The 24,243-nt window shown below is 61.4% G+C and carries 20 protein-coding genes and 2 tRNA genes; 6 read left to right on the top strand and 16 right to left on the bottom strand.

The features are described from left to right. Positions 1 to 42: 42 nt before the first annotated feature. Positions 43 to 1,758 (top strand): CHASE domain-containing protein, encoded by a 1,716-nt coding sequence (locus tag Q0897_RS13970; RefSeq protein ID WP_299310015.1) that lies wholly within the window; start codon positions 43 to 45, stop codon positions 1,756 to 1,758. Positions 1,759 to 1,861: 103 nt separating this feature from the next. Here Q0897_RS13970 and Q0897_RS13965 read toward each other — a convergent pair whose 3' ends face one another. Beyond that, on the bottom strand, positions 1,862 to 2,665 hold the full coding sequence (locus tag Q0897_RS13965; RefSeq protein ID WP_202086707.1) for a response regulator: 804 nt from the start codon (positions 2,663 to 2,665) through the stop codon (positions 1,862 to 1,864). Between the two features lie 206 nt (positions 2,666 to 2,871). On the opposite strand from Q0897_RS13965, the gene Q0897_RS13960 reads away from it, so the two are divergent. Continuing rightward, positions 2,872 to 3,645 (top strand): Crp/Fnr family transcriptional regulator, encoded by a 774-nt coding sequence (locus Q0897_RS13960; protein WP_299310014.1) that lies wholly within the window; start codon positions 2,872 to 2,874, stop codon positions 3,643 to 3,645. Between the two features lie 353 nt (positions 3,646 to 3,998). Here the strand turns inward: Q0897_RS13960 and Q0897_RS13955 are convergent, their stop codons facing one another. The 7 genes from Q0897_RS13955 to phaC all read right to left on the bottom strand — a co-directional run bounded on the left by Q0897_RS13955 (position 3,999) and on the right by phaC (position 11,977). After that, positions 3,999 to 4,436, bottom strand: a complete 438-nt coding sequence (locus Q0897_RS13955; protein ID WP_299310013.1) for a response regulator — start codon at positions 4,434 to 4,436, stop codon at positions 3,999 to 4,001. A 180-nt stretch (positions 4,437 to 4,616) separates the two neighbouring features. Beyond that, positions 4,617 to 5,783: an N-acetyltransferase gene (locus Q0897_RS13950; RefSeq protein ID WP_299310012.1), complete on the bottom strand. Its 1,167-nt coding sequence runs from the start codon at positions 5,781 to 5,783 to the stop codon at positions 4,617 to 4,619. 44 nt (positions 5,784 to 5,827) lie between these two features. After that, entirely contained in the window at positions 5,828 to 6,925 is a 1,098-nt protein-coding gene (gene lptG / locus Q0897_RS13945; protein WP_299310011.1) for an LPS export ABC transporter permease LptG, read from the bottom strand. After that, the gene (locus Q0897_RS13940; protein ID WP_299310010.1) at positions 6,915 to 8,168 is read right to left on the bottom strand and encodes an LptF/LptG family permease; all 1,254 of its coding nucleotides are present in this window, start codon (positions 8,166 to 8,168) and stop codon (positions 6,915 to 6,917) included. Before Q0897_RS13940 ends, lptG begins: the two co-directional genes overlap by 11 nt. 123 nt (positions 8,169 to 8,291) lie before the next feature. Then, the gene (gene clpS, locus Q0897_RS13935; RefSeq protein ID WP_299310009.1) at positions 8,292 to 8,726 is read right to left on the bottom strand and encodes an ATP-dependent Clp protease adapter ClpS; all 435 of its coding nucleotides are present in this window, start codon (positions 8,724 to 8,726) and stop codon (positions 8,292 to 8,294) included. Positions 8,727 to 8,925: 199 nt separating this feature from the next. Continuing rightward, a complete protein-coding gene (locus Q0897_RS13930) occupies positions 8,926 to 9,828 on the bottom strand; it encodes a phasin family protein (RefSeq protein ID WP_299310008.1) in 903 nt (300 codons plus the stop codon). Between the two features lie 193 nt (positions 9,829 to 10,021). Further along, the gene (gene phaC / locus Q0897_RS13925; protein ID WP_299310007.1) at positions 10,022 to 11,977 is read right to left on the bottom strand and encodes a class I poly(R)-hydroxyalkanoic acid synthase; all 1,956 of its coding nucleotides are present in this window, start codon (positions 11,975 to 11,977) and stop codon (positions 10,022 to 10,024) included. A gap of 181 nt (positions 11,978 to 12,158) precedes the next feature. Between phaC and Q0897_RS13920 the strand changes: the two genes are divergently transcribed. The 3 genes from Q0897_RS13920 to Q0897_RS13910 all read left to right on the top strand — a co-directional run bounded on the left by Q0897_RS13920 (position 12,159) and on the right by Q0897_RS13910 (position 13,680). Then, a complete protein-coding gene (locus Q0897_RS13920) occupies positions 12,159 to 13,352 on the top strand; it encodes an LL-diaminopimelate aminotransferase (protein WP_299310006.1) in 1,194 nt (397 codons plus the stop codon). 96 nt (positions 13,353 to 13,448) lie between these two features. Continuing rightward, positions 13,449 to 13,522 (top strand) — tRNA-Cys (locus tag Q0897_RS13915). 82 nt (positions 13,523 to 13,604) lie between these two features. Beyond that, positions 13,605 to 13,680: transfer RNA gene (locus tag Q0897_RS13910), tRNA-Thr, on the top strand. Between the two features lie 92 nt (positions 13,681 to 13,772). Here Q0897_RS13910 and Q0897_RS13905 read toward each other — a convergent pair. The 7 genes from Q0897_RS13905 to Q0897_RS13875 all read right to left on the bottom strand — a co-directional run bounded on the left by Q0897_RS13905 (position 13,773) and on the right by Q0897_RS13875 (position 19,833). Then, positions 13,773 to 15,275 carry a recombinase family protein gene (locus Q0897_RS13905; RefSeq protein WP_299310005.1) on the bottom strand — a complete coding sequence of 501 codons (1,503 nt, stop codon included), beginning with the start codon at positions 15,273 to 15,275 and terminating at the stop codon, positions 13,773 to 13,775. Between the two features lie 52 nt (positions 15,276 to 15,327). Beyond that, on the bottom strand, positions 15,328 to 15,678 hold the full coding sequence (locus Q0897_RS13900) for a recombinase family protein (protein WP_083987877.1): 351 nt from the start codon (positions 15,676 to 15,678) through the stop codon (positions 15,328 to 15,330). Then, entirely contained in the window at positions 15,671 to 15,844 is a 174-nt protein-coding gene (locus Q0897_RS13895; RefSeq protein WP_290136715.1) for a hypothetical protein, read from the bottom strand. The genes Q0897_RS13900 and Q0897_RS13895 overlap by 8 nt, the downstream gene beginning before the upstream one ends. A gap of 29 nt (positions 15,845 to 15,873) precedes the next feature. Beyond that, entirely contained in the window at positions 15,874 to 16,833 is a 960-nt protein-coding gene (locus Q0897_RS13890; protein WP_299310004.1) for a hypothetical protein, read from the bottom strand. Between the two features lie 147 nt (positions 16,834 to 16,980). Then, on the bottom strand, positions 16,981 to 18,558 hold the full coding sequence (locus Q0897_RS13885) for a hypothetical protein (RefSeq protein WP_299310003.1): 1,578 nt from the start codon (positions 18,556 to 18,558) through the stop codon (positions 16,981 to 16,983). Positions 18,559 to 18,592: 34 nt separating this feature from the next. Further along, entirely contained in the window at positions 18,593 to 19,213 is a 621-nt protein-coding gene (locus Q0897_RS13880) for a hypothetical protein (RefSeq protein WP_157668206.1), read from the bottom strand. Beyond that, complete coding sequence (locus Q0897_RS13875) at positions 19,210 to 19,833, bottom strand: hypothetical protein (RefSeq protein ID WP_066846475.1); 624 nt, start codon at positions 19,831 to 19,833, stop codon at positions 19,210 to 19,212. The genes Q0897_RS13880 and Q0897_RS13875 overlap by 4 nt, the downstream gene beginning before the upstream one ends. Positions 19,834 to 20,058: 225 nt before the next feature. On the opposite strand from Q0897_RS13875, the gene Q0897_RS13870 reads away from it, so the two are divergent. After that, positions 20,059 to 22,839, top strand: a complete 2,781-nt coding sequence (locus Q0897_RS13870; protein ID WP_083987878.1) for a MobA/MobL family protein — start codon at positions 20,059 to 20,061, stop codon at positions 22,837 to 22,839. A gap of 277 nt (positions 22,840 to 23,116) precedes the next feature. Here Q0897_RS13870 and Q0897_RS13865 read toward each other — a convergent pair whose 3' ends face one another. Then, positions 23,117 to 24,145 carry an IS110 family transposase gene (locus tag Q0897_RS13865; protein WP_066846486.1) on the bottom strand — a complete coding sequence of 343 codons (1,029 nt, stop codon included), beginning with the start codon at positions 24,143 to 24,145 and terminating at the stop codon, positions 23,117 to 23,119. Positions 24,146 to 24,243: the final 98 nt, after the last annotated feature.

The following is a 24,243-nucleotide window of genomic DNA, read 5'->3' as shown; positions in this document are numbered from 1 at the left end:
CCCGCATCGTCGCATACCGGCTCGTATCTGGCCCGGGGAATTATGAAGAAACAGAGCGCGATCATGGCAGAGCGCCCATTGGGCAGTGTCCCCGACGCATTCAGGGACGAACCGCGCATGGGCGGCGTGCTGCGATGGTTCGCGCATTATCCGCGGGCCTTGCCGGTGGCGATCTTCCTCGCCGTGATGACGATCACCGCGATCTGCGTGTGGGCCGTCGAACGCGCGGACACCGAAACCCGCCGCGGCGAACTTGAACAGCAGGCAACCTCCATCGCCTCCGCGCTGGAACGCAGGGCCAATGCCAATGCCGCCTATCTGCGGTCGGGGGCCGCTCTGTTCGCGACGCAGGACGAGGTGCCGGCCGCTTTGTTTCAGACGTTCATCGGGCAATTGCGGCTCGATGCGAATTTTCGCGGGGCCGAGGGGATCGGCTGGGGCGAGCGTGTCGATACGCGGGATATTGCCGCATTCGAACGCACCATGCGCGATGCCGGATGGGCCGGGTACAAGATCCACCCGATGCCCTCGTCCGACCAGGCCTATGCCGTTCCCGTCGTCAATCTTCAGCCGCTGACCGACCGGAACCGCAGGGCCATCGGCTTCAACCTCTTTTCTGAGCAGGTCCGGCGCAGCGCCATGCTGGAGGCGGAACGCACGGCGCGGCCCACCGCCTCGGGCCGGGTCGTGCTGGTGCAGGAAGAGGACGGCGATGCCGATCCCGGTTTTCTCATCTACATGCCGGTGTTCGATGCGAGCGGCACCGGGACGACCACGCGGCTCAAGGGCTATGTCTACAGCCCGTTCAATGCCGACGATTTCATCGAATCCGCGCTGGAGGGGGAATTGCCCGCACGCGCCGCGCTGCGCGTCTATGACGGCAGGATCGCGGCCGACCGGCTGATGGCCGAAACGATGAATATCGAGAACGGCGGGCAGAGCGTGACCAAGACCGTCAATATCGCCAATCGCGAATGGATCATCGAGCTGCAGGCGCTGTCGCCGGCCGCGCTGAGCCAACTTTCGGTGATCGTGCTGTTCGGCGGGCTGATCGTGGCGAGCCTCGCGCTCGCGATTGCCTGGCTGCTCACGCGGCAGGCGGTCGAGGCGCGCCGCACCATCGCCTGGCTTGAGGAGCAGGCCGCGATCCGCAACTCGCTCACGCGCGAACTCAACCACCGGGTGAAGAACACGCTCGCGAACGTGCTGTCGATCATGTCGCTCACCCGCCGGCGCGCGAAGAGCCTCGATGAATATGCCAATTCGCTCGACGGGCGGATCCGGGCGCTATCGGCGACGCACGATCTCCTCACGCAGTCGGAATGGGGCACCACCCCCGTGCGCGCCGTGATCGAGGTGGAAATGGCGCCCTATGCGCAGGAAGGGAACCGCCATGTCGAAATGGCGGGGCCGGAGGTCGATCTCGCCCCGAACGACGCCCTGTCGCTGGGTCTTGCCGTGCACGAGCTGGCGACGAATGCGGCCAAGTACGGATCGCTGAGCGTGGCGGACGGGATGGTCCATGTCGAATGGGATCTGGTGTCGGACAAGCTGGTCCGAGTGCGCTGGCGCGAGGAAGGCGGCCCGCCGGTGTCGCAGGAGCGGCCGCGCGGTTTCGGCACCGATCTCATCGAAAAGATCGTCGCGCACGAATTGCGCAACCCCGTCGACCTCGTGTTCGAGCCGAGCGGCGTGCGCTGCACCATGTTGATCCCGGTCCGTCTGCCCACCGAATTCGCGATGCGCGCCCGGCGGTAGAGCGGGCGAGGGCAGGGCGACCCATCCGAAAGCTGCACGAAAAAGGCCGGCACCGCGATGGCGGGCCGGCCTTTTCTCGATCCTGTAGAAGGAACCCCCGCGATCAGGGAAGCGGGCGGCTCGATCCGAAGAACAGCGCCTGGCTGATGGCGGCGCGCACCGTCGATTCCTGAAACGGCTTCGTCACGAGATAGGTCGGCTCGGGCCGGTCACCCGTCAGCAGGCGTTCGGGGTAGGCGGTGATGAAGATCACCGGCACCGAATCGATGGCGAGAATATCGTCCACCGCGTCGAGGCCGGAGCTGCCGTCGGCAAGCTGAATATCGGCGAGCACGAGGCCGGGCATCTGCTGCTTGATGACGTCCTGCGCCTGCGTCCGGGTGGCCGCGGTGCCGCAGATTTCATGGCCCAGCGACTGGACCAGGTCTTCCAGCTGCATCGAGATGAGCGGCTCGTCCTCGATGATGAGCACGCTCGTCGCGGCCTCGCGGTCGATTTCGGACACGGCTTCCTGCACGAGGTTTTCGACCTCGCCCGGTTCGAGATCCATGACCTCTGCCGCCTGCTTGATCGAGAAATCCTCGAGCGTGGTCAGCAGCAGCGCCTGCCGGTTGAGCGGGGTGATATTGGATAGCCGTTCCTGCGCCGCGCTTTCGTGATCGCCCAGCATGTCGCCCGACCCTTCGCCGTCGACCTGCATGTAGGCACTCGCCCAGAGCTTGTTGAAAGCGCGGTAGAGCGGCACGCGCCCGCCTTCGCCGAGGCTTTCCTTCAGCTCCGGATCGGCGAGAACAGCCTCGAGAGTGGCGCGCACGAAGGCATCGCCGGTGCTTTGTGATCCTGAAAGTGCGCGCGCGTAGCGGCGCAGATATGGAAGATTGGCGGCAACTTTAGCCCCGAGAGACATTCAAACCCTTCCGTATTATGAGACGCGCAACATAACGCAGCGGCGCCCGACTTGTTCCCGCCATAGCCATGAATGAACGGACAGCGCAAGCAATTCGGCAGGGCGTCACCCATGGCGCCGCCGCCCTGCACGGGCATTTGACAAAACCTGCGTGATTTCTTCTATCGCGTGTCATACGGCAATCATGAAACCGGCAAGGGGGCTGCGTGCAGGACGATACGGGGCGGGGCATGCGACACGGCGGGGACGCGCAGCCGACATCGTGCGAGCAATGCCCTTTGATGGGATGCGAAGGGCTGGAGCCGCCGTCGCGGGAGGATCGTGCGGGGATCGAACGCTACAAGATGGGCGAGATCATGTTGAAGCGCGGGACCGCCGTCTTCATCCAAGGCGCCCCGGCCACGCAATTGCATACCGTGCTTCGCGGCGTGCTCATCCGGTATCGCGCCCTGACCGACGGGCGGCGGCAGATCGTCAATTTCATGTTTCCCGGCGACCTCGTCGGCCTGCAATCCGCGCTCGATGAGCCGATGTCGCATGGGGTCGAGGCATTGAACGACGTGACGCTCTGCTCGTTTCCGCGGGCGGGGTTTCGGGATTTCATCGCCGCCCACCCACAGCTCGGTTTCGACACGGTCTGGATCGCGGCACGCGAGGAGGCCGCGCTCGAGGATCATTTGCTCTCGCTGGGGCGGCGCAACGCGCTCGAACGGATCGCCAATCTCGCCATTTTCCTGCTCCGGCGGGCGCAGGCGAGTTGCGTGGCGGATGGCAATCGCCTTCCGCTGGTCGTTACGCAGACGCAGATCGCCGACATGCTCGGCCTTTCGCTCGTTCACACGCATCGCTCGATACAGGCCTTGCGAAAAGAGAACCTGGTGCACTGGACGCTCAACGAGATCTACGTACCCGACATGGCGGCGGCCTGCGACTTCGCGCAATTCGATGTCCGAAGCGATGCGCCGCGCCCTTATATATAGGGGACAAAACGGCGCACATCCGCAGGTGTGATTCCGGCGGCGCCCGTGACGTTTAAAAAAATTCGAAAAAATTTCGGGGCGGCTGGAACCCAATTCCGACCCGGTCATTATGGCTATATCACCGCCGAGACCCCCCTCCCGTCCAAGCGGCCGGTGATACGATCCCGAAAGGCCTTCGCTCTTTAACAGGAGAGCGGAGGCCTTTTTTTAGACTTTCCGGGCATGGATCGCCGGTGCCGCCACGGTCGCGGACATGGCGCGTCATCCATGCGAAAATGGCGCCGGCCCGGTGGAGCCTGCGCCATCTGTCCTGCACGGTCGCGCTGCGATCCGCGTGCCGCAATCCTCGTGCGTCAATCGTTGGAGATCGCCCCGCGCAACTTTGCGAACAGGCCGGTGCGGCGGCTGTCGCGCGCGGCGTTGAGCAAGGCTTCGGGCGCGTAGGGCTTGGTAAGAACCGTGCCCAGTTCCTTGATCGTGTCGGGGATCGCCTCGGGATTGCCGGTCGAGAATATGATGCGCGGGCGTTGCGGGCCCAGTTGCATGACAAGCTCGGCCACGGCCCAGCCATCGTCCCGATCCACCAGATGCACGTCGAGCACGACCACGTCGAAACGCGTATCCTCGAGCGCGTCGAGCGCGGTCCGCGTGCTCGACGCGACGGTCACCTGCGGCGCGCCGCCATTGCGCAGAATATCCTCGATCGACATGGCGAGGATCGGATCGTCCTCCACCACCAGTGCATGACCGATCCGGTGATCCGGGTTCGGCGGTGTCTGGCGGGTGGTCATCGTCCTTGCGGTCCTTGCTGCAATGCGCGGTCGGGATGGGTGCCTTGCCGCACCTGTGCCTTTGCTGCCGGGCGCTTGTGCCGCGCGGCGGGTCTGGCTGCGTCAGGATGAAAACCCCGCATGGACGCCCTATGTTCCCGATGCGCCAAACAAATGATGGTCATACCCGGCATAGCCGCGTCAGAGCGCCTTTTCGTAGATCGTGTATTCGCGGTTCACGTGGGCCTCGATGGCCTCGGCGATGGCGTTCATGCCTTGGTTATCCTCCAGGATCCATCCGATCTCGCCGCGGGTGCCGCCATATTCCTTCACGGCGGCACGGCGGATATATTCGATCATCATGAAGGCGAGCTGGCTGGCGAGGCGGGTGTTCTGCAAATTCTTGCGCACGCCCATCAACGGCACCCGCATGTCCGCGTTGGTCGGCTTGCGCAGCCAGCGCAGCAATTTCGCCCAGCCGAATGGGAACAGCTTTCCGTCGATCTCGTCAATGACCTTGTTCACGTCGGGAAGCGTCATCATGAACGCGACCGGTTCGCCTTCGTATTCGGCGATCATGATGAGATCCTCGCGCACCAGCGGGCGCAGCTTCTTGCCCGTATGCGCCACCTCGCGGTCGGTGATGGGGACAAAGCCCCAGTTCCCGCTCCACGCATCGTTCAATATGTCGAGGATGATCGCCGCCTCGCTATCGAAATCGGCCTTGCGGACCTTACGCACGTTGATTTTCGCGTTCTTTTCGCCCGATGCGATGATTCGCTGAATCAGCCTGGGGAAGGGGACGCGAATGTCGATCTCGAACGTGCGGAGCAATTTGGCGGGTGCGTAGCCCTGCGCCTCGACCCAAGGTTGGTAGCGCGCATCGTGATGGCCCATCATCACCGTCGGCGGATGGTCGTGCCCGGTGGTGAGCAGGCCCGGTTCTTCCCAGATCGACAGCGATATCGGCGCCAGCACCCGGTCCATGCCCCGCGAACGCAGCCAGTCCTCGGCCTTTGCGATGAGCGCGGCGGCGACCTCTTCGTCTTCCGCTTCGAGCAGGCCCCAGTTGCCGGTGCCGGGGCCCATGCCCTGCTTTGGCGGCATGGACAGCGCGAGCCGGTCGAAATGGGCCGAGATATGACCGACGGGTTTTGCCGTGCCGGCGCGGAAGGCGAGGAAAAGCTGCACCTCGGCATGATCGAAAAACGGGTTCCGGTCGCGGTCGATCACCTCCGCCGCCTCGGCGCGGAGGGGCGGAACCCAGTTCGGATCGCCCGCATTGAGGCGATAGGCCACGTCGAGAAACGCCTTGCGCGCCTTGTCGGTGGAGACGGGTGTGATCGTGATCGCGGCGCTATCGGTCATTCGTGGCATCCTTCAAACGTGCCGGGGCACGCGAACGCGGTGGGTCATTCCTCTGTGCGGATAAGCACCATCTCGCCGATCAGCAGGAACAGCAGGAATGGCGCCCACGCGGCGAGAAAAGGCGGATAGCCGCCAAAATTGCCGATGGCCAGCGCCGCATTGTCCACGACGAAAAACGCAAAGCCCAGCGCCATGCCGATGATCGCGCGCACGAACAATTGCCCCGATCGCGCCAGCCCGAACCCCGCCACCGCGCCGAGCAGCGGCATCAGCGCCGCCGACAGCGGCCCCGAAATCTTGTGCCACCATTTCGCCTTCAGCTCGTCGGTGCGGCGCCCTGCGCGGTCGAGCGCCTCGATCGATTGCGACAGCTGGCCAAGGTTCTGCGCATCGGCGTTGACGTTGCTGATCTCGATCTCGGACGGGGAAATGCCGCGCGCGACGGTGGTATCGGCCATCTGCTCCTCGCTCGCGCTGGCGACGCGGAACCGGCTGGGCCGGGAGAGGAGCCAGCCATCGCCGGTCCAGCGCGCCGTGTCCGCCCGCCATTGTTCGGCCAGCATCAGCGTCGGATCGCGGCGATACCACACCACGCCCGAAAGCTGCATCGTATCGCCCGTCCCAGTGGCGAGACGCGCGCTCAGAATATCGTTGTCCTCGACCATGTAGATATTGGCCAGCGCCCCGTCGGTTTCGGGCACGGGGCCGTAATCCGCCTTCTGCCACGCGCTCAACGTGGCGGTGGCGCGGGTGACGACACGCTCGTTGAAGGCAAAGCTCACCCCCGCGATCAGCAACGCAGTCAGCACCAGCGGCGCGAGAATCTGATGCGCGGACAGGCCCGACGCCTTCATCGCGATCACCTCGCTGTTCTGGTTGAGCGTGGAGAGGGTGATGATCGTGGCGAGCAGCACGGAATAGGGCAGGAAGCGCGCGACGAGCTGCGGTATGCGAAGCGAGGCATAGGTCAGCAATTGCGCCTGCCCATTGCCGTCTGCGGCAAGGATCTTCCCGCTCTCGCCCAGAAGGTCGAGCACCTGCAGGATCATCACCAGCATCGCCAGCACGGCGAGGATGCGCACCACGAAGGTCGTGCCGAGATAGAGCGTCAGCCGCCGCGAGGGGAAGAAATCAAGCCGCACGGCCGGGCTCCTCTGCATCCGGCGCGCGGCGGGCATCACCCGGATCGCGGCGGAATTTCGCGACGATCCGCTTGATCCGCTTGATCACGAAACTGGCAATCGCCTCGAGCCAGCCGATCGCCTGCCCGCCCGGAACATAGGCCACGCGCCAGTACATCCACACGATCAGCGCGGCAAACACCAGGAACGGCACCCAGAGCGAGACGAGCGGGCTGATGAGGCCGAGCGCGGCGACGTCCTGCCCGTATTGATTGATCTTGTGATAGGCGACCACCATCACGATCGACACGAACACGCCAAGCGCGGAGGTCGAGCGTTTGGGCGGGATCGCCAGCGCCAGCGCCAGCAGCGGCAAAAGCAGCATCATCACCACCTCCACCAGCCGGTAATTCAGGCTGGCGCGGGTGACGTTGCGGACATCGCTGTCGACATTCTTGGCCCAGCCGAGTTGCAGCAGTTCGGGGAGCAGATATTCGCGCTCCTCCCCGCCGCGGGTGCGGAACCGTTCCAGCGCGGGCAGGTCGATCGGCAGATCATAGCGCGAGAAGGTGAGCACGCGCGGCACGGCAATCGAGGCCTGATCCTGAATGATGGTGCCATCGACGAGGCGGAGCACGATCGCGTTGGGATCGTTGCGGTCGGCGAGAAACTGCCCCTCGCGCGCCGAAATCGACAGCATGTCGCCGCCCGGATCGGTGACGCGGGCGAAAATCCCCTCAAGCTGGCGGCCATTGTCGGTGCTTTTTTCCACGCGCAGGGCGGTGCGGTCCTGCAGCGTGGTGAATTCGCCGACCTTGATCGACGCGCCCAGCGCACCCGACGTCAGTTCGAATTCGAGCCGTTCGTAATCGTACCGCGACAGCGGCTGCAGATAGCCGACCACGGCAAAATTCACCGCGGCAAGCACGATGGTGATCGCATAGGGCACGCGCAACAATCGCGTATAGCTCAGCCCCACCGCGCGCATCACGTCGAGTTCGGAGCTGATCGCGAGCTTGCGAAAGGCGAACAATATGCCGAGCATCAGGCCGAGTGGGATCGCAAGGCTCATGTATTCGGGCAGCAGGTTGGCCAGCATGCGGAACACGACGCCGATCGGGCCGCCCTCGCTCGCCACCACCTCGAACAGCCGGAGCATCTTGTCGAGGATCAGCAACGATGCCGCCAGCACCAGCGTGCCGATCATCGGCACCAGCACGAGCCGGAAGACATAGCGGTCTGTGGCGGTGAAGAATCGGCTCAACGAAAACGGGCCTCGGTCACGGGCGGGTCGGCGGGATGGCGGACGGCCGGGCTGATCCGACCGGGGTGTCCCGGCACGCCCATACAGACAATCGTCCCGCGGGTCACCTGTCCGCGTGGCGGGTTACGCCTTTTCGAGCGTGCATTGCAGCGGATGTTGATTTTCCCGTGCGAAATCCATGACCTGATTCACCTTCGTCTCGGCGATTTCATAGGGGTAGATGCCGCATACGCCTACGCCGCGCTGATGCACGTGGAGCATGACCTGCGTCGCCTGCTCCATGTCCATGCGGAAGAATCGCTTGAGGACGAGCACGACGAATTCCATCGGCGTGTAATCGTCGTTCAGCAACAGAACCTTGAACTGGCTGGGTTTCTTCGGCTTGGCGCGGGTGCGGGTGGCGATGCCGACCTGACCCTTGCCATCATTGTGGCCGTCGCCCTCGTCGCCGCCGGTGTCATCGTCCTGCGCACAGCGAACGGCGAACGGATCGTGCAGGGCGACAAGCGCGCCGGTATCCGTGCCACGAAGGCGGGCGGGAAGATCGTGGTAAATCATGACCGCTTTCGAATATCGTATCGAAGGGCCGGGGAACAAGGGGCGATGCGACAAGTTTTCGCGATTCGACCCTCACGCCGGCGGGATGAGCGGCACCGGATGCGATCCGGCGCGCATCGAAAAAGGCCGGATGCGGGGGTGCCCGCATCCGGCCTTCGTCAGCCTGGCGACAGGTGCGACGCACCCGTCAGCCCATTATTCAGGCGGCCTTCGCTTTTTCCATCGCCACGCTCATCCGGTTGGAGAGCGGCTGGCTCGCTTCGTTCGCGAGCTTCAGCATGGCTTCGGTGTTCTTCGAGCTCAGCGCGACGGCCTTGTCGAACTGCTTGCGCATGAAGGTGCTCTGCATCTGGAAGAAGTCGGTCGGCGACTTCACCGATGCCATTTCCTTCATCTCGGCGGTCATCGCCTCGAACTCGGCCTTGCTCTCGGCAAGCGCGTCGCGGCTCAGTTCCTGAAGCCCGGCGGCGAGGATCTTGTTCGATTCGACGATCGCCTCGACATTGCCCTTGGCGAAATCGCCGGCCTGCTGAAACATGGCCGAACCCTTTTCGAACGCGCTCTTCGTGCGCGCCGACATTTCGCCCATGGTGTTTTCGACGGTCTTGGTCATTTCTTCGGTATTGATAGCCATGAATTTCTTCTCCGTTTTTCGATCTGTCTTGCCGGTTGCGGGTGCCGGACGGGACGGCGCCGCTTTCTTTGCGGCCGCAACCTTGCGAGGTGCGGCCTTTCGCGCAACCGGGAGTTCGGACCGCACGGTGGCCTTCGCCTTCTTGGCGGAGGACGCGGACTTCGTCTGGGTCACGGATTTCTTCGCCTTGGACCGCGGCGGCTTGGCGCGGTCCTTCGCGATGGCCTGCTTGACCGGCGCGGCAGATGCCGGCGCGGCCTTCAGGGCGGATTTGGAAAGCTCCGCATCGGACGGCGCCTTGGCCTCGTCCGCCTTGGCCTCATCGACCTTGCCTGGCGCCGGCTTCGTCTCGGCGGCGGTCGGCGGGGCGGCGGGCGCGGTCACGGGCGTATCCTGTTCGACAGGGATGCTCGCCTTCGCCTCTTCGGGCTTGGGAATCGGTGCATCGTTGCTCTTGTTGTCAGCCATCAGGCGACCTCACTCTTCGTTTTCAGCCCGTGATCCGACCGAATGCCGGCCACGGGGGCATGATACGAACAATAGGACGTCGCCTCATGCTGCAATGCAACAATAGGGGGTCGCGGTCGCGAAGTCAAATGTTTTGTTGCACTGCACCATAATCGTCGCAGTGGTGCAGCATTTCGGCCTAAAAGGCTGAGGCCTAACGCGTTTTCACATAGCGTCCGGGCGCGTCCTCGATCACCGTGTCGCCCTTTCCGCCGGGCTTGCGCTTGCCCTTCGCCTTGACCGTCACGTTGTCGATGGAGCGCAGCCATTCGATCCAGTCCGGCCACCAGCTGCCCGGCGTTTCGACCGCCTTTTCCCGAAATTCGTCGAGCGTTTCGGGAAGCGCGACGCCATCGGGCAGGGTCCAGTACTGATACTTCCCACCGGCGGGCGGGTTCACCACGCCCGCGATATGGCCCGACCCGGCAAGGGTGAACTGCATCGGCCCGGAAAAATGGCGCGTCAGCTTCCACACGCTGGGCAGGGGGGCGATATGGTCCTCCTTGCCCGCCTGGATATAGACCGGCGTCGTCACCTTGCGCAGGTCGACCGGCGTGTCGTCGACGACCATCGCGTCCGGTTCGACCAGCCGGTTGTCGTGATAGAGATCGCGCAGATATTCCCGGTGCCAGCGTGCGGGGAGATTGGTCGTGTCCCCGTTCCAGTAGAGGAGGTCGAAAGGCCGGTAATCCTCGCCCAGCAGATAGTTGTTGAGCACGTAGTTCCAGATGAGATCGGGGCTGCGCAACAGGTTGAACGTCGTGGCGAGATAGCGTCCGTCGACATAGCCTTCGGTGGCGGTCGCCTCGATCGCGGCCATCTGCTGTTCGTCGATGAACGCTTTGAGGTCGCCGGCCTCGCTGAAATCCACCTGCGCGGTGAAAAACGTGGCCGACGCGACGCGATCCGCCTCCCCGCGCCGGTGCAGCATGGCGAGCGTCGCGGCCAGCGTGGTGCCCGCCACGCAATAGCCGATGGTATGCACCGACGGCACCTTCAGCCTGTCGCGCACGAAATCGATCGCCTCCACCTGCGCGCGGACGTAATCGCTCCACGTGACGTCGGCCATCGAACTGTCCGCCGATTTCCACGACACCATGAATAGCGTCACGCCTTGCGCGACCGCCCATTTCACGAAGCTCTTCTTCTCGCCCAGATCGAGGATGTAGAACCGGTTGATCCACGGAGGAAAGACGACCATCGGGGTTTTCAGCACGTCGTCCGTCGTCGGGCTATATTGAATGAGCTGGTAAAGCTCGGTTTCGTGCACGACCTTGCCCGGCGTCGAGGCGATGTCGCGGCCGATTTCGAACGCGCTCGTATCGGTGTGGGTGATCTGCCCGGCCTGCAGGTCGTTGATGAGCCGCTGCATCCCCTTCAACAGGTTCTCGCCGCCGGTTTCGAGCGTGCGCTCGATGACCAGCGGATTGGTCAGCGGAAAATGCGCGGGGCTGAGCGATTCGGTGATCAGCCGCGTAAAAAAGCGCATCTGCTCGCGCCGGTCGTCGGGCAGGCCGTCCGCCTTGTCGACGGCGGCCATCATCTCCTCCGCGCACAGGAGATACGCCTGGTGCAGCATGGCGAAGAGCGGCTGCTCGCGCCATTTCTCATCGGCGAAACGGCGGTCCTGCCGCGGCAGCGTGGCGGGTGCGCTCCCCTCCGCCATGCCATACTGGCCGAGCACGTTCTGCCACAGGGCGAGGCTTTCCTTCAGGAAATGCTGCTGCGTTTCCATTTCGGTGAGCGGCGACTGATTCATCCAGCGGCTCGCCATCTCCATCCATTTCGCAGGGTCGGCGAGGGGATTGGCCGCGCCCGGCTTCATGGCGAGATAACCCTGCCACATCGCGGCGAGATTGTCGGACAGTTCCTGCCAATGGGCGGCACCGGCGGCTGGCGGCGTGTCACCCTCTGCCGGGTCGGACGTTGCGGCTCCGGCGGCGGGGCGGGGGAGGAAGGCATCGAACATCGCCTGCGCGGCTTTCGATTGCATGGCTACCATTTCGCGCATCGGGCCGGCCATGACGGGCGCAAACGGCCCGGCCATCATCGTCGTAAGCCAGTCGTTCCCCGGTGCGTCCTTACCCGCATTGTCCGCCCCGTGCGCCATCTTGCATCACCCTTCGCCATCAAACTGCAATTGCATTTGTGCGGCACATGACGGCAATAAGCAATGTCCGCGCGAATTTGGCTTGAGTTCCCCGCATGGGGTAAGCAAAGCGTGGCGCAGCGCACACGAGCGCAATTTTGTTTCAATCATGGGCCATGAACCCGCAACCAAAAGCCGAGAAATGAACGACGAATTCTACCGCATCAAGCGTCTGCCGCCCTATGTCATCGCCGAAGTCAACGCGATGCGAGCGGCGGCGCGCCACGGCGGTGAGGACATCATCGACCTCGGCATGGGCAATCCCGATCTGCCGCCCCCCGACCATGTCATCGACAAGCTGTGCGAGGTCGCGCGCAAGCCCGATGCCCACGGCTATTCGCAGTCGCGCGGCATCCCCGGTCTGCGGCGCGCGCAGGCCAATTATTACGGGCGGCGTTTCAACGTCGATCTCGATCCCGAACGCGAGGTCGTCGTCACCATGGGCTCGAAGGAAGGGCTGGCCAGCATCGCCACCGCGATCAGCGCGCCGGGCGACGTGATTCTCGCGCCCAATCCGTCCTATCCCATTCACACCTTCGGCTTCATCATCGCCGGCGCCACGATTCGCGAGGTGCCGACCACGCCGGACGAGAATTATTTTCGCGCGCTCGATGCGGCGATGCGCCATTCGGTGCCGCGCCCGACCGTATTGATCGTGAATTACCCGTCGAACCCGACGGCGGAAACGGTCGATCTCGCCTTTTACGAACGGGTGGTGGCCTGGGCGAAGGAGAACGAGGTGTGGGTCCTGTCCGACCTCGCCTATTCCGAGCTCTATTACGACGGCAAGCCGACGCGTTCGATTCTCGAGGTGCCGGGGGCGAAGGATGTCGCGGTGGAGTTCACCTCGCTGTCGAAAACCTATTCCATGGCCGGGTGGCGCATGGGTTTCGCGGTGGGCAACCCGACGATGATCGCGGCGCTCACACGGGTGAAAAGCTATCTCGATTACGGGGCCTTCACCCCGATTCAGGCGGCCGCCTGCGCCGCGCTCAACGGGCCGCAGGACATCGTCGCGCGCAACCGCGAACTGTATCAGAAACGCCGCGACGTCATGGTGGAGGCGTTCGGCCGCGCCGGCTGGGACATTCCGCCGCCCGCCGCCTCGATGTTCGCCTGGGCGCCGCTCCCCCCGCAATTCAGCCACATGGGCAGCCTCGAATTTTCCAAGCGCATGTTGGCAGAGGCCAAGGTCGCCGTCGCGCCGGGCGTCGGTTATGGCGAGCTGGGCGAGGGTTTCGTCCGCATCGCCATGGTGGAAAACGAACAGCGCCTGCGCCAGGCGGCGCGCAACGTGAAGCGCTGGTTCCAGTCGATGGGGCACAATGGCGGGTAGATCCGCGGCACACTTGGGAGGCGGGAATTGCATCCGCGCATTTTGCCGGATTGCATTTCTCGCCAAGGCGCGCTAGCTGCGCTGCTCGCTCATCGAGGCCCGATGGCGGAGTGGTTACGCAGAGGACTGCAAATCCTTGCACGCCGGTTCGATTCCGGCTCGGGCCTCCATTTGCGGACATTGGTAATTGATTCGACGATGCGCAAAAACGCATTGCCGGATCTGCCACGCGTCGATAAGGCGCATGGCGTCGCCGCTTTAGCTCAGTTGGTAGAGCATCGCATTCGTAATGCGGGGGTCACAGGTTCGAGTCCTGTAAGCGGCACCATTTCCGGTCAAAGATGGGCACCTCGCTCGTTGATCGGGCAACCGACGCAGCGCCGTGCGCCAATGCGTCCGTCTGCCCCGAGATTTCGACCTTCAGGCCAATGCGGATTTTTCGATAAAGGCACGAGCAATCTGCTGGCGCGCCTCGTCCTTGCCGTGCTTCAGCTCTCGGCGAACAATGTCGCCAAATCTTTGGACTGCGGCTGAAGTGATACTAGCAGGCCCACGCTCGAGCTGCTGATGTAGCGTCGTGACAGTCGTATTAAGACCATCGATCTCCGTACGTCGTTGCTTCAGCCTGGCCGTGATGTCCGGATCGCGAGGAGAAACTGCTCCAGTCTCAATCGCGTCGTGCAGATTAGAAAGACGGCGACGGGCGTCTGCTAACTTCGCCTCGCACTGTTCCAATTCTTGTAGCTTGCGCTGACGGCCCTCATCGGAAGTATCGAGCACCTTCGTGAGCAACGGTTCGAGATGCTCTTCCCCGAATACCCTATCAGCGACTTCGCCTAGAACGAGTTCGTCCAGCTTCTCAGCCCGTACGTTGGGACAATCGCACGCCGATGCACCCCGGTTCACTTTCGAATTGCAGGAATAGTAGCGATATCGGCCACCCTTTCCTGTCCTGATTGTCATTCCCGCACCGCAGGCTTCGCATTCCGCTAATCCGATGAGAAGCGTCGGACCGCTTACTACCCGTGGAGGCGTATTTCGCGGTGCCCGCTCTTCCCTGAGCGCTGCAACGCGGTCGAATTGTTCCTGAGTGATAAGCTGCGGACAGTCCACCCAAGTCCATTCCTCCTCCGGCAGGAGATTGCCGAACTCGTCGAACTTGTTGCCTGGAAAACGGCCGAGGTAGTGGGGGCGAGACAGGATGCCTGCGACAGTCGCATTGTAGAATTTCTTCCCACGGCGGGTGTAGCCATGTTTGTTCAGGTATTCGGCAATAGCCCGGCCCCCCAAAGGGCTACCATTCAGACCTTTCTCCGCAAGGTCGAATATCATCCGAACGATGGCCGCTTCGGACGCGTTCAAAAAGAGCTTCTTCTTCTCCTTCTTCGAACGCACTTCGACTGTTCGGGACTCGTAGCCAAGGGGAACGGTCCCTCCGACCCAGAAACCCTCCTCGGCGGTCCCTCGGAGACCCCTTCGGGTATTCATTGATGCCTTAACGATAGCATCCTGATCCTGCCAGCTGGTCAGCAGCTTGTGCAACATGCCGAAATGGTTGTCTTCGAACCTCTGGTAGACGAACAGGCACTGCACCCCAGCGCGCTGGAGTTGTCCCTGCGTAATTACCGTGAATTCCACGTCGCGGGCGAGGCGGGCCATATCACAGGCGATAATGCAATCGACCGGATGATCATCGCCGGTAGCGAGAAGCATCATTCGGTTGAATTCCGGTCTTTTCCAGTCGGAGCCGGACAGTCCCGGTTCAACAAAGATCTCGATGAGATCGATGTCGTTCTGAGTGCAGTATTTTTTGAGATCGACTGTCTGCTGCCGGAGCGAGGTCTGATGCTGGGCCTGCTCGGCCGTGCTGACACGGACATACGCGTATGCCTTTCGCCGATCCGGTGAAGCCCTATTTCCCACGTTATCTCCTCTGCCGTTTCATTCTTCGTAACCAGCGAGATGCCATGCCATCTTACCCATGCCTATCGAGCAGCGCTTCCCTTTCCTCGTCTGCGCAGATGAACTCGATACCAAGCGCATCCAGTTTGCCGAGGATACGAAAATAGTCGCTATACTCTCTTGCCAGACGATCTTTCCCCGCCACGATCACTGCATCTATATTATCGCAAGTAATGCAATTCAGCATGCGCTCGCGCTCGGATAGAACCGAACAGCCTCCTCCAATATCAATAAAAACGCGATACAGGCGCAGGGAACGCATGGCTGCGATCAACCTTATTCTTTCGCTCTGCACAGCGATAGAGCGTGTCATCGCAGGCGCGTCCATGTGGGAACAACGAATGTATCCAACGGCATCATTCATCGAATATCTCCTTCAGTCCGTCCTCGCCAATAAGTTCGAGCAGCAAGCGCGCGAGGAGATCATCCGATGGAGACGCCAGCCACTCGATTTCTGCATGTGCGTTGTCGAGCGGCAGCGCGGTCGTGCGCGCATGCGAGGGTCTATCATCCCTTGCCATCGCCAGCATCCGATCCGTCGCTGCCGTTTCGATCCGAATCAGTTCGCGCCGGATACGGTCCGGGCGGCCAACACTTCGGCCACTGCCTCAAGGATCACTTCGAACACGGCCTTAGTTTCGGAGGGCGTGAAGGACTGCGGCAGGTTGGCGACGGGCCCACCCTTACGATCTGCTTCGAGCCACATGACCTCCCTGCTTCCCGGCACCAAGATTTCCTCGCCCATGTGGCGGGCACGGCGCTTGAACTCGCGTCGGCCGACGAGTTTGAGCCGCTTCTCGATCTCATGGTATTCCATCGGCTCGCCGGCCTCGACGAGGCTCTTCACTTCCGCCGCGAAGATGGCGAGGCGAGCGGGACCGTTAGATACCGGCGACTCCATGTCAAGTTTTTCACGCGCGTCGCAGGTCGCCTTGAGCACTTCATAGAAGCGGACCGGCGTGTGCGCCGGGGACGCGATGATCTCGCTGAGATGCTGAAATCTTTCCTCGGCTTCGGCCGCACCCCGCAACTGATTGATGCGCGCGTCGGTCAGCACCGCGTCATCTTCGAGGACGCGCAATTCCCGGGCGATCTGCGCGTTCGTGTATCCTTCGTTCCGCAGAATGAGCGCACGGCGGGCCCTTGCCATGGGTTCCGGGCGGGACGAACTTGCATTGTTCTGGCTACGAATACGCAGCCCCTCCGCCACGTTGACGATCTCGATCGGGACTTCCGTCTCGGGATCGATATGGCAGATTGCCTCGATGAGACTCCCGCCATCTATAAGACGGTATCCATCCACACCGATGACGACGGGAAACGTCCTCCAATTGTGGGGCTCGGTTGCCCGGAGGTGCTGCGCCTCGATATCCCTCGTATCGTAATGTCGGCGTTCGTAGATGTCCGCGCGGCAAGAAATCTCGCTTGCCTTTGCGGTCGAGTATTTATCACCTGACGGCGTTTTGCTGCTCCCCGAGAAATTGCCGTGGGGAGGGGCGGGCGTGGTGGAAGGGGTCATGGCAGTCCTCGTCGTTCAAGAGGACTGGGAAATTATGCAGATTCAGGTGCCTTGATAAATGAGTTTTGGTGGAACTTTCGTCTTACAAGTATTTATATATCAAGGACTTAGTATCTCAATTAGCTCTGCTTAGCTCATGCGCTTTTGTCACCACGCGTCCGCCTGGGGTATCCAGGTCGTGACGCCGTGGATTGGTAGTCCGAGAGATCTCGCCTTGCTCATGGGGTTGGGTGTTTCAACCAAATCGGCTGCTAGTGATAGGGATAGGTCGATTTCCCGAGCGCCGAGGGGGTGCCCGTTACGATGGCCTGGATACGCATAGCGAGGATCCAAGGTTTCAAGCGCATATCGGGCTCTATACCAAACGCGCTCTAAGGCTGTCGTCACTCGCGATCTCGACCATCCCTGGGCAAACGGAAACGCCCTAGCGAACGGATTCTTTTCCTCTTCGACCAAGCCGTTGGCCAACAGCTTGTCATATCGGTCTCGCAGTCTTGCAACATAACCGTCGGCCCAATCCGGATCGTCGATCTGCTGGAACGGCAGATCAGAACCCCGAGATGAGAATGGATCGAACCGGTCGCGTGGAATTGCACGCTCGAGCAGAGAAGGAAGCTCTTTCCCACCTTTCGATCTCGTACCGCCATTCGGACGTTCGCGCTCATTGGCATGCGAGATGCGCGCGACCAATTCTGCTTGGGCCTCATCCGCGTCGATATGTGCAAGGATGTTCAATGCAATTCTGAAGATCGCGGAATTCAGCGAGAAGCGCGAAGAGGCCACGGCGGGAAGATATGGTGCAAAGCGGTCGTGGGTATGGAAGAGGTACTGCGTGATGAAGTGCAGCGGTGGCCTGCCGAGGACGAGGTGCCAGCGATCGCCCTCGGGAGCCTGCGCCTGGTGATGATCCAGTCGTGCGCTTTTCAAAATTTCGTAATTGAGACGCGCGTGTCCGTCCCAGTCTCTTGGCTTGATCCGCTGCTTCATGCTGAGCGCTAGGTGGATCATGTTCGGATCCTGATCGCCGAAGATGAGACCCTTCTTGCCGAGGCCACCCCTCAAGTTCCGAAAATCGATCAGATGTGCAGCAACGTATTCGAATGTTCGTTCAAACTCGAAGGCCTGCTCGAGGACGTAGAGGACCGCCCCCCGGACACCTAATGCATCGATCAGCATGGCGAACTTGCTGGCGAAGCCGCCGGTCGAGGTGAGTTCAATCCTTTCCAGGCTTCTGCGCAGACGACCAAAATCGCGTCGCCAAGCGTATTCCAGTGCCTTGCAATTTCCAGCGCGCAACCGATCGTTCTCATAGAGAACTCGAAATGCAGAAGCTACGTCTCTCGAAGTCGGATGATGGCAAACCCGCAAAGCCTCTTCGGCAGTCGGGTCCATCGCTTTCCTGTGCTGAAGCCATTCGCCACGGTGGTATACGTCGAGGTGCCGGAACCGGAAGTCGCAAAGCTTTTCCAACTCCTTCTCGCTCGGATAGCCCCGCTCGGCGTATTTGGTGTTCTGGTCGATCCGCTTCGCCGCAGCGATTATGTCCTTATCGAGCTTGGAACCCTTGATAAGCGGAATTCTCATTCCGGCAGGGTGCATAGACGAGCATGCAGCAAACGCGCGATCAAGTGCGGTACTTGTGCGGCGTCTCGCCTTGGAAAAAGTGGCGCTATTCATACCTTGAGCAGTGATCGCCCCACCGATCAGTTCGGCTATGACCAACATACCCGGTGAGGCTGGCGAAAGACCGGGAAGCTTTCTAGGCATCGATCCGCTCCGCGATCTCATTGTAAGTGCGGACAGCCTGCACGAAGATATTCCAGCGCTCCTTTCGAAATTCCGTCCAGCCCGTTTCGGTGAAAGTCGTGTCGCCGAGCTGTCTGATAAAATCTTTGAATAACGGCTGCAGTGTCCGGCCCGCTTCAAGAAGCTGTTCGAGTTTGGCGATCCCACTCACCAAGTCGATATCGTCGGGGAGACGATACTCGGGCATCCAAGCGATAGCGGCCTTCGCCTCGTCCCAGCTTGCAGGTGACATCTTCCCCGGGGCAAAGATCGCCATCTGCGCTTTCGAGACTTCGATCGGCTCGTCGTAATCGTCGGTAACCGACAGCTCACGCCACCATGCAAGGCGTTTCTCGACGATTTCGAGCGAATGATGAAGATGTGTCTCGTCAGCTTGGAGTTCGGCCCGCTGCGAAATTCTCCACCGCGCGAAAATTTGCTGATAATCGGCGTTGAGCAGGGCAATGTCGGTATAGCGCCCTTCTTGTCGCGCCTTGGCTGTCTCGGCTTCGATATTTTCCAGCGCCACGGAGAAGTCCGCTAGCGTGGAAAGCGTCACGCGCTCGCCATCTGGGCGCCGCCAGGTGACAGTCACGGATGCACCTCGCGGTAGCGGGGGTTGGCTCCGATATCGCGAAGCCATGCGAATGCTATCCAGCGATTCTCCAGCGCAGGAAAATCGAGGCGCAGACACTCGCAGGTGTAACGCACCATGGAGATCTGTTTCCGCGTCGCTGGCTTGCGAAGCATCGCTGCCCGCTTCTCGTCATCGAGGGCAGCGAGGAAGCCCTCGGTCTTTCTCATGTAGGCGTCGAACCTGCGACGCCATTCTGCGTGTCGGCCTTTCGCTTCGAGGAACGCTGCTGCGCGATCCAAAAAACAGAGCAAGGCTTCGCCGACGGTCCTTTTCCGCGTGAACGAATCTTTCCATTCGTTGAAGAGATTTTCGTCGTTCAACGCTTTCAGAATGTCGAGGGCGAGAAAGCCATCGAGGCGACGCGCGTAATGTGCCGAAACACCGTAAGCGGAAAGCACGGCGCCTGTAGTGATGTGGTGGTAGGCGTCATGCGCGTCGCGGTACACCACTTCGCCAGGTGCGATCTGCACCTTGCTGGCGCGCGCTTCGATCCCGGCTAGCGTTGAGAGCATGCGATCAAGATCGCGAATATGCGATCCCAGATCATTCGTCGGATTGGCAAGGTCAGGGTTGTTCATTGCCCCTTTATAGATCGCCGACAAGCGGCACCCCAAACATCAGGGACCCGTTGGTTCGCTTTCCGTGCCGCATTAACGGGAAAACGGTTGCTGAATGCTCGATGGAGACAGACAATCCCATCCGCCATTTAAGCGCACTTAAGGAGAAAGTAGGGCGGGTTTGGCGAAATAAATGATGCACACTTAAGCGTCCGCTTCGCCCCGCCTTTCGCATGCAACCCGCCCATGAAGTTAAAGCCTAAAACGGAACTGGATTGCCTGGCTGTCGGTTCGCCGGAGCAGCGGCGGCAATGCGCTGCGCCGCGCGGCGATCTTCGGTATGCGGTGCTCGCAGAACGGCAGTGGCGGCGGGAAGCGTGGGCTGAATATCAGCACGTGAAATCCGTGAAGCGACTGGAGCTTGAAACGAAAGAAGCGCAGCGTGAATGGGATCGGCCTCACCGCAATTTCAAGGTCACAAGAGAAGCCACTTGGGGCAAGGAAAAGGGCATGGGTGTGCCGCGTCATGTCCTGCATCGCGTCGTCGCAATGCACAGCGCCGGAGGCACCTTGCCACGATATTCCCATGCTTTGACCGATAAGGCCGGACGTCTCTTCGTTTTCCAGCGGATACGCTACTATTCGGCCCGGAATTCGAAGCAGGGCCGCGGCGCCGACGCCGCACGCTACGCCATGAAAGGGGCACATGTTCTAGGCGACGGCAGGGACTGCATCTCCAGCAATGTCGGCGACACATTCGAGGAAATCGTGGCTGGAATGGACGTCGCCGAAGGCGTCAATCGCACCGTTTCGTTGGACGCGAAAACGCTTTTCCACGGCATCATGCAGTCGTGTCATGACCTCACGCCGGAACAACAATTCGAACTGGCTTGCGACTATGCCGAGTACGTATTCGGGCGACAGCAACTACCATATTTGGTCGTTCTGCATCCGCCGAGTGCCGAGGGCGATCAGCGAAACTGGCACGTCCACTTCCTCTATTCCTTCAGGCCGATGAGCAAGATCGGTGAAGGCGAATGGGCTGTTGGCAAGTACCTCAGGACCGATCTCGATACCCCGGAACAGTTCTCGCGCCTTCGATTCTTGTGGGCCGAAGCGCTCAATCACGCTTGCGAGAAGGCCGGTGTAGCGAAGCGCTTCACCCATCTCTCGTACGCCGCAGCAGGTGTCGATTTCATACCGCAAACCCATCTGGGCGAGGGACTGACCGCCAAGGTCAGGCGCGGTGAACGCTCTACTGTCAACGAAGCGAACCATCGCATCGCGATGCGGAACAGTATGGTGCGGGCGGTGCGAGATCTGAGGGCGAAGCTCCTCGCCACGGTCTCCCAAACCACGGACGCGGTCGAGCGCTTGCACCGTGCCGCGACCTTGGCCCTGGACGTTTCAGCTACCTTGAGCGATCTGCACGCTCGACCTGGTCCTTGGAAGGTTCTGGATGCTCGATGGTCGATCCCAACCGGACCCGCCGCGGTGAATGACAACAATGCTTCTGTGGATTCGAAGGTCGGGCAGCATTCTGATGCGCTCCCATCTGGCATCGCGAACAGTGTTTCGATCATACCGCCATCGCTAAAGCTCAAGGCGTTGGAGAACGATACGATCCCACCCCTCCCTACAGCAATTTACGGAAGGATGACGCTTCCAGCAAAACCGCTCAAGATTGATTACCGGCTTCAGGCCGCACGCCCTGCCCAGGTCGAGACTACGGAACTGTTCCAGCGGATTGCAGTGTCTGGGCCTTTACCGCGCGTGATTTCTCCACCGGCCAAACACAGCGTTCTGACCCGCATTTCGGTATCGGTGCTGTCCATTCCGAAGGCTCTAAGCTTCTCGAAACCGGCAAAAATGGGCTTGGCCAGGCTTCAACTTGAGGCCTCATTGCCGCGTTCGCCAGTCTCCTCCGGAACAGAATCCAAGGCTAGCGTCGCCAAGCTTCACGCAGCGTGTGACCGCAACCTGCCGGCAGGACCTCAAGCCTCACCACCACTGGTTCCAATGGCGCAGTTCTTGTCTGAGGGGCCTTTAATTCCGTCGGTGGTTTCGAGAAATGACGAGCACGCCACTCCCACCTTGCGAAGCCGTGTCATCGATCATCGTATACCGAAAGGCGTGGAGTCGATTGTCGATGCGCAGTCGGTCAAGACTGGCGACAGTGCAACAAAGGCTTTTGCAAAGGGCGACGCATCACCCGCTGCGTCGGAGGCGCTCGGTTCACAAACAGGCCCGGTTCGAGTTCAGACAACCGAAAAAAAGCGGCCAGTGCCCGTTCCTTCTGACTCCACTGAGGATGCCTCCAATCGCAAGTCGTTTCCTGTGATCCGGACCGACCGCGACGAGGCCTGGCCAGGTTCGTCGACAGAAACCGACCCTATCGCCAACCCCGCTCGCCGTGATTTTGTCCGCGCGCAAGAGCAGGATCGAGATGAGGAAGAGAAGCGCAAACCCATTCATAAACCGAACTCGGAAGCGATACGATTAGCGGCTGAAACCTTCAGGGCGCGACAGCTACTGCTCGGAATTCTGGAGCAAGAGCGGCATGTCATAACCAAAGATGCCGAAGGGAGAGTTGCCTTACCCGCAGCCCTATTGCAGCGCGCCGAGCTTCTTCCAGAGCAAATCGCCGATGCGAAAATGCAGGACCGGCTCGCGCGCTTCCACGCTCGCAATAAGTTGGAGCTTCAGGAAATGGCCCGCCAAACTTGCGAGGAACTCTGGTTCGGCGAAGAATTCTGGCAACCTTCCCACCCATCTTCCGCTGAGGTGCTCGACATCTTCCGAAGATGGCGAGACTGCCCTGAAGTTCAGGAAGCATTGCGCAGGACGCATCGGCTTACATCGGGCGCAGACCATACGAACGAACAGGATGCGCGGGAAAAATTTTTTCTCGGATTGCTATTACAACAGGGCGAGGACGGGAATTATTCGTCGAAGGTTTCTTCTGGCAGGGTAGTCGCTTCGCGACCGAGGGGTCCTTGGTCAAGCGATACAGGCTATGGCAGATGATGGGCCGTGTGTGGACGGCCCTCCGTTGGCAAGGGATTTTCGAAGTTCTGCACTGCGCTGGTCGAGGCGGCCATGTGTCCGGCCTTTGATTGCGGCTATGTCATGCGCCGCTGGCCATGATGCCTTTCGCGCGAACCGGGTCCCGACCTATAGCTCGCGCTCGAAGCGCCACGGCCCAAAATGGGTTTTCCCGATCCGGCGGTTTCAACCGGCTTGGTGCATCAACTCCTTTTTGCCCTTTCCAACCTCGTCGACGCAGCAGCTCCGCGCCTTAACTCTACGCCGCCATCGGCAATGGTTCTCGGTAATGTTCGCCGCTGGTCATCAGCGCCCAGACCATGCGCCCATTCTTGTTCGCGAGCGCTACCGCGGCGACCTTGGCGGGGCGGCGAGCAAGCAACTGCACCAGCCAAGGTCGCTTCGTGCCGTGACGCTGTGCGTAACGGATCACCGCCATCGCTCCGACCACCAGCATCTGCCGCAGGTATCGGTTACCAGCGCGTGTGATGCTGCCGAGCCGGTCCTTCCCGCCCGACGAGTTCTGCTTGGGCACGAGCCCGATCCAAGCCGCCAGGTCGCGGCCGGTCCTGAACACACTGAGATCGGCAACCGAGGCAACGAACGCACTCGCAAGGAGCGGGCCCACGCCGGGGATCTCCATTAGCCTGCGACCGAGTTCGGTCCGCCGCGCGCTGGCGAGCACACGCCGATCGTTCTCGAGGATTTGCCGCTTCACGACATCCAGCTGGGCTGCCAGCATCTGCAGACAGAGGCGGGCATCCTCGGGCACGCGATCATCACCGGCATCCGCGACCACCTCGAGCAGCCGCTCGACGCCGAGCCGACCGACAGGTGCCACCACTCCGAACTCGGAGATATGAGCACGAATCGCGTTCGAGATCTGGGTGCGCTGCCGGTTCAGCATCAACCGCACACGGTGGAGCATCATCAAGCTCTGTTGCTCCGGGCTCTTCACCGCGACGAAGCGCATCGTCGGCCGGGTCACCGCTTCGCAGATCGCTTCCGCATCGGCAGCGTCGTTCTTCCCACGCTTGACGTAGGGCTTCACGTGCTGCGCCGGCATCAGCTTCACGTCGTGACCCAGTGCGGTCAGCTCTCGCGCCCAGTAGTGTGAGTTGTTGCACGCCTCGATGCCGACGAGACACCGCGGCAGCTTCGCGAAGAATGGCAGCATCCTGGCTCGCGTCAGTCGGCGGCGGATCAGCACCTCGCCACCTGCTCCAACACCATGCACCTTGAACACCGACTTCGCGATATCCAGACCGATCGTAACGACTTCGCCCATCTCGACTCTCCTTCCAGCTCAACCACGCGATATTACCGCAGGAGGGTGGAGAGCCGTCCACAGCATCAGTAGCGGACTGTCTGCTCCTTGGTCTAAGC

The organism is uncultured Croceicoccus sp. (assembly GCF_947496385.1).
Lineage (GTDB): Bacteria > Pseudomonadota > Alphaproteobacteria > Sphingomonadales > Sphingomonadaceae > Croceicoccus.
This window is presented reverse-complemented; position numbering and strand designations above follow the sequence as displayed.

What these genes read in the sequence shown, in the direction of transcription:
- Q0897_RS13970 (WP_299310015.1), top strand. Translation starts at nt 43, where the DNA reads ATGAAGAAACAGAGCGCGATCATGGCAGAGCGCCCATTGGGCAGTGTC.
- Q0897_RS13965 (WP_202086707.1), bottom strand. Translation starts at nt 2,665, where the DNA reads ATGTCTCTCGGGGCTAAAGTTGCCGCCAATCTTCCATATCTGCGCCGC.
- Q0897_RS13955 (WP_299310013.1), bottom strand. Translation starts at nt 4,436, where the DNA reads ATGACCACCCGCCAGACACCGCCGAACCCGGATCACCGGATCGGTCAT.
- Q0897_RS13950 (WP_299310012.1), bottom strand. Translation starts at nt 5,783, where the DNA reads ATGACCGATAGCGCCGCGATCACGATCACACCCGTCTCCACCGACAAG.
- clpS (WP_299310009.1), bottom strand. Translation starts at nt 8,726, where the DNA reads ATGATTTACCACGATCTTCCCGCCCGCCTTCGTGGCACGGATACCGGC.
- Q0897_RS13930 (WP_299310008.1), bottom strand. Translation starts at nt 9,828, where the DNA reads ATGGCTGACAACAAGAGCAACGATGCACCGATTCCCAAGCCCGAAGAG.
- phaC (WP_299310007.1), bottom strand. Translation starts at nt 11,977, where the DNA reads ATGGCGCACGGGGCGGACAATGCGGGTAAGGACGCACCGGGGAACGAC.
- Q0897_RS13920 (WP_299310006.1), top strand. Translation starts at nt 12,159, where the DNA reads ATGAACGACGAATTCTACCGCATCAAGCGTCTGCCGCCCTATGTCATC.
- Q0897_RS13900 (WP_083987877.1), bottom strand. Translation starts at nt 15,678, where the DNA reads ATGAATGATGCCGTTGGATACATTCGTTGTTCCCACATGGACGCGCCT.
- Q0897_RS13895 (WP_290136715.1), bottom strand. Translation starts at nt 15,844, where the DNA reads ATGCTGGCGATGGCAAGGGATGATAGACCCTCGCATGCGCGCACGACC.
- Q0897_RS13890 (WP_299310004.1), bottom strand. Translation starts at nt 16,833, where the DNA reads ATGACCCCTTCCACCACGCCCGCCCCTCCCCACGGCAATTTCTCGGGG.
- Q0897_RS13885 (WP_299310003.1), bottom strand. Translation starts at nt 18,558, where the DNA reads ATGTTGGTCATAGCCGAACTGATCGGTGGGGCGATCACTGCTCAAGGT.
- Q0897_RS13875 (WP_066846475.1), bottom strand. Translation starts at nt 19,833, where the DNA reads ATGAACAACCCTGACCTTGCCAATCCGACGAATGATCTGGGATCGCAT.
- Q0897_RS13870 (WP_083987878.1), top strand. Translation starts at nt 20,059, where the DNA reads ATGAAGTTAAAGCCTAAAACGGAACTGGATTGCCTGGCTGTCGGTTCG.
- Q0897_RS13865 (WP_066846486.1), bottom strand. Translation starts at nt 24,145, where the DNA reads ATGGGCGAAGTCGTTACGATCGGTCTGGATATCGCGAAGTCGGTGTTC.